We start from the raw sequence: 4654 nt of genomic DNA, 5'->3' as shown, positions 1-4654 counted from the left end.
CCCAGTAATGGGTGGCCATTTTGCGTTAACGCAGCGTCACGACGACGCGCATCGAGACAACACCACAGGAGTCACCATGGCCGAGCGCCCCGATCGACCCGAGCGCGACCGCGATCGACCCCGCCGAGACGTTCGGCCGTCGAGCGGGAACGGCCGTGGTGGTCCCAGTGGCGCGCCGCGGAGCGGCGGGACCGGCGGAGGCTCTCGCGGTGCCGCCGGTTCCGGCGGCGCGGGCGGCGGAGCTCGATCGGCGTCAAGTGCGTCACGCCCCCGTCGGGAGGGCGACGCGCCCCGAGGGGATCGCCCGTGGAAGCGGGACGGCGAGGCTCCGCGTGGTGCTCGCCCGGAACGCACCGATCGGCCCCGGCGGGACGGCGAGGCCCCGCGTCGCGACCAGCCCTGGAAGCGGGACGGCGAGGCCCCGCGTCGCGGTCAGCCGTGGAAGCGCGATGGCGAGGCTCCGCGTGGCGCTCGCCCGGATCGCACCGATCGGCCCCGCCGTGAGGGCGACGCGCCCCGCAGTGATCGCCCGTGGAAGAAGGACGGCGCGCCTAGCGGCGACCGGCCGTGGAAGCGGGATGGCGAGGCTCCGCGTCGCGATCAGCCGTGGAAGCGTGACGGCGATGCTCCTCGCGGGGCACGGCCGGACCGCGCCGATCGTCCTCGCCGTGACGGCGATGCGCCTCGAGGCGACCGCTCGTGGAAGAAGGACGGCGCCCCGAGCCGCGACCGCCCCGGGAAGCGCGACGGGGATGCGCCGCGCTACGACCGTCCGCGGCGCGATGACGCGCCGCGCGGTGCGCGGCCCGAGCGGAGCGACCGCCCGGCTCGGAGCGCCGGCGCACGCCAGGAGGGCGTGCGGACGCGCCGAACGGACGAAGTGGAGGCTCCTCGTCACGTCGACCCGAGCATCCCTGAGGAGATCACGGGGCGCGAGCTCGACAAGAGCGCGCGCTTCGAGCTGAAGACCCTCAGCAAGGAGAACGCCGACCGCGTCGCGCAGCACCTCGTCATGGCGGCGACGCTCATCGAGGAGGACCCTGCGCTCGCGCACGAGCACGCCCTCGCGGCCGGGCGTCGCGCGGGTCGTGTCGCGGTCGTGCGCGAGACGCTCGCGATCACGGCGTACGCGACGGGCGACTTCGCCCTCGCGCTGCGCGAGCTGCGCACCTATCGCCGGCTCTCGGGATCGAACGAGCAGCTGCCGCTCATGGTCGACTGCGAGCGCGGGCTCGGCCGGCCGGAGAAGGGCCTCGAGCTCGGCCGTTCGGTCGACCGCTCGACGCTGAGCGTGCCGACCCGGGTCGAGCTCGCGATCGCGATGTCGGGCGCGCGCCTCGACCTCGGTCAGAACGAGCTCGCGCTCACCGAGCTGGAGATCCCGCAGCTCGACCCGACGACGGCGTACAGCTACAGCCCGGCGCTGTTCGACTCCTACGCGGTCGTGCTCGCCGAGCTCGGGCGCGACGAGGAGGCCGCCACGTGGGCCTCTCGCGCCGATGTCGCCGCGCAGGCGATCGGCGACGCCGAGGGCGACGTCGACGAGATCATCGAGATCGTCGAGGAGGAGCTCGAGGAGCTCGAGGGCGAAGCGGCCTCTGAGCCGACCGTCGAGCGCGTCGCCGAGAGGGCCGCCGAGGCGGGGGAGGACGAGGCCGGGAAGAACGAGGCCGGGGAGGGCGAGGCCGGGAAGAACGAGGCCGGGGAGGGCGCGGATGCTCGGTAGGTTCCGCAAGGCGCTCCCGACGCCGCTGACCGACCGGGATGCTCTGCTGCTCGACCTCGATGGCGTCGTGTACACCGGGCCCGGGGCGATCCCGCACGCGGTCGAGTCGATCAACCGCGCGGCCGAGCAGCTGCGGGTCGGGTACATCACCAACAACGCCTCGCGCACCGATGAGTCGGTCGCCGAGCACCTGCGCGAGCTGGGCCTGCACGTCTCGGCGCCGGACGTCGTGACGAGCCCGCAGGCCGCGGTCCGCGTGCTCGCGACGCTCGTCGAGCCCGGGTCGCGCATCCTCGTCGTCGGCGGCGACGGCCTCGTGAGCGAGGTCGAGAGCGCCGGGTTCACGGTCACGCGATCGGCCGAGGACGACCCGGCCGCGGTCATCCAGGGCTTCGCGCCGCACGTCGGGTGGGAGCACCTCGCGGAGGCGAGCTTCGCGCTGCACACGGGCATCCCGTGGGTCGCGACCAACACCGATTGGACGATCCCCGTCGCGCGCGGCATCGCTCCCGGCAACGGGACGCTCGTCTCGGCCGTGCACCTCGCCGTCGGCCGCCTGCCCGTGTTCGCGGGCAAGCCGGAGAAGGCGATCTTCGACGTCGCGGCCGAGCGGTTCGAGGCATCCCGCGCGCTCGTCGTCGGCGACCGCCTCGACACCGACATCCTCGGCGGCAATCGCGCGGGCATGGACACCGCGCTCGTGCTCACGGGCATCGACCGCGCCAAGCAGGTGCTCGCGGCCAACGCGACGATGCGGCCCACGTACATCCTCGACGACCTGCGCGGGCTGTTCGAGCCGTACCCGGAGGTGCGCGAGACGACCGACTCCGACGGCGTGCGCACGATCGAGGTGGGCGAGACGGTCGTGATGATGCGTGAGAACGTCGTGCGCGTCGCCTCGCGCGGTCGCGACGACCTCGACCTGCTGCGCGCGGGCGCCGCGGCGATCCACGGCAGCGGGCTGCAGATCTACGGGATCGACGTCGACCCCGCCCTGCTCGCCCTCGCCGGAGGCTGAGGAGTAGCCTCGACGCATGAGCGACCCCGAGGGAATCAGCAGCAGCGGTGGCGCCCCGGTCAACGACCCGGGCGTCGTGCACGAGGTCCAGGTCGACGAGGCGTTCCTCACGCGCATCGCGCTCATCGAGGACCAGCCGCTCGGCGACCGCGCCGCGGCCTTCGGGCAGCTCGCGGACGAGCTGCGGGCGCACCTCGAGGGCACCGACGGCGACGCCCGACGGCCCGGCGCCTGACCGCGGCGTGATCGACGACTCGACCTCCCGACTCGACGTCGCGCTCGTGGAGCGCGGGCTGGCTCGCAGCCGCGCCACTGCCCGCGCCGCGATCGAGGCGGGGCGCGTGCGCGTCGACGGGCGCGCTGTCGTCAAGCCCGCGCATCCGGTCGCCACGTCGTCGGCCGTCGAGGTCGAGGGCGAGGACCACTACGTGAGCCGCGCCGCCCACAAGCTCATCGCGGCGCTCGATTCCAGCGGCATCGATCCGGCCGGGATGCTCTGCCTCGACCTCGGCGCGAGCACGGGCGGCTTCACTCAGGTGCTGCTCGAGCGCGGCGCGCGGCAGGTGATCGCGCTCGACGTCGGGCACGGACAGCTCGCTCCGAGCATCGCGCTCGACCACCGCGTGGTGGCCGTCGAAGGCGAGAACGCGCGCTTCCTGACCGCCGAACGGCTCGCCGAGGCGAGCGGCGTGGCCGAGCGGCCCGAGCTCGTCGTGGGCGACCTGAGCTTCATCTCGCTCGCGCACATCCTGCCCGCGATCGTCGCGACCGTCGGCCCGCAGGTGCCGGTGATCCTGCTCGTGAAGCCGCAGTTCGAGGTGGGCCGGACGGGCATTCGCGAAGGCATCGTGCACGACGCGGCGCTGCGGGAGGACGCGATCATGGGCGTGCTGTGGGCGGCGTTCGACATCGGGCTGCTCGCGAGCGACGTCCGCTCCTCGCCCATCGTGGGGACGAACGGCAATTCCGAGTATCTGGCGGTCTTCCGGCCGGGCGCGGGGGAGCATCCGACAGAATGGAGGAGCCGCGTCGCCGCGATCGCGCGAGCGGCACCCGCCCCGTAAGGAAGGCTCCCCGTGACCGCTCGCCACATCCTCGTCGTCGCCCATACGGGGCGGCGCGAGACGCTCGACGCGGCCGTCACGGTGTGCGGGCTCCTGCGCGACGCGGGGCTCGTGCCCGTCGTCGACGCCGAGGCGGTCGATGACCTCCAGGGCGCGATGAGCGACGGCGAGCTGCACGTGCTCGGCGCCGATGCCGCCGCTGGTCAGATCGGCGTCGGCGACATCGAGCTCGCGATCGTGCTCGGCGGCGACGGCACCATCCTGCGCGCGGCCGAACTCGTCCGCGGGGGCAGCGCGCCGCTGCTCGGCATCAACCTCGGTCATGTCGGCTTCCTCGCCGAGAGCGAGCGCGACGACCTGGGTGCCGCGGTCGGTCGCGCCCTCGACCGCGACTACCTCGTGGAGGAGCGCATGACGCTCTCCGTGCGGGTCAAGCTCGACAACGAGATCATCCACGAGACCTGGGCGCTCAACGAGGCGACCGTCGAGAAAGCGAGCCGCGAGCGCATGCTCGATGTCGTCATCGAGGTCGACGGGCGCCCTCTGTCGAGCTTCGGCTGCGACGGCGTCGTCATGGCCACGCCGACCGGCTCGACCGCCTACGCGTTCTCGGCCGGCGGGCCCATCGTGTGGCCGAGCCTCGACGCGCTGCTGCTCGTGCCGCTCAGCGCGCACGCGCTGTTCGCCCGCCCGCTCGTGGTCGGCCCGAACTCGTCGCTCGCGGTCGAGCTGCTCGACCGCACGCCCGGCCTCGGCATCCTCTGGTGCGACGGGCGCCGCGCGTTCGATCTGCCGATCGGCGCACGCGTCGTCGCCCGCCGCTCGTCCACGCCCGTGCGGCTCGCG

General features: G+C 73.7%; 4 protein-coding genes and 1 pseudogene. All 5 read left to right on the top strand.

What is annotated here, in order from left to right; genetic code table 11:
• Positions 1 to 856 precede the first annotated feature (856 nt).
• Positions 857 to 1726, top strand: a complete 870-nt coding sequence (locus tag ASG83_RS13300; protein WP_235460205.1) for a hypothetical protein — start codon at positions 857 to 859, stop codon at positions 1724 to 1726.
• Positions 1716 to 2744 (top strand): HAD-IIA family hydrolase, encoded by a 1029-nt coding sequence (locus ASG83_RS12315; protein ID WP_055861890.1) that lies wholly within the window; start codon positions 1716 to 1718, stop codon positions 2742 to 2744. Before ASG83_RS13300 ends, ASG83_RS12315 begins: the two co-directional genes overlap by 11 nt.
• 16 nt (positions 2745 to 2760) lie before the next feature.
• Complete coding sequence (locus tag ASG83_RS12310) at positions 2761 to 2979, top strand: hypothetical protein (RefSeq protein WP_055861887.1); 219 nt, start codon at positions 2761 to 2763, stop codon at positions 2977 to 2979.
• A 7-nt stretch (positions 2980 to 2986) separates the two neighbouring features.
• A complete protein-coding gene (locus ASG83_RS12305; protein WP_235460203.1) occupies positions 2987 to 3808 on the top strand; it encodes a TlyA family RNA methyltransferase in 822 nt (273 codons plus the stop codon).
• Between the two features lie 12 nt (positions 3809 to 3820).
• Positions 3821 to 4654 (top strand): annotated as a pseudogene (locus tag ASG83_RS12300) (NAD kinase); the annotation flags it as partial.

It is taken from the genome of Yonghaparkia sp. Soil809 (assembly GCF_001429705.1).
Lineage (GTDB): Bacteria > Actinomycetota > Actinomycetes > Actinomycetales > Microbacteriaceae > Microcella.
This window is presented reverse-complemented; position numbering and strand designations above follow the sequence as displayed.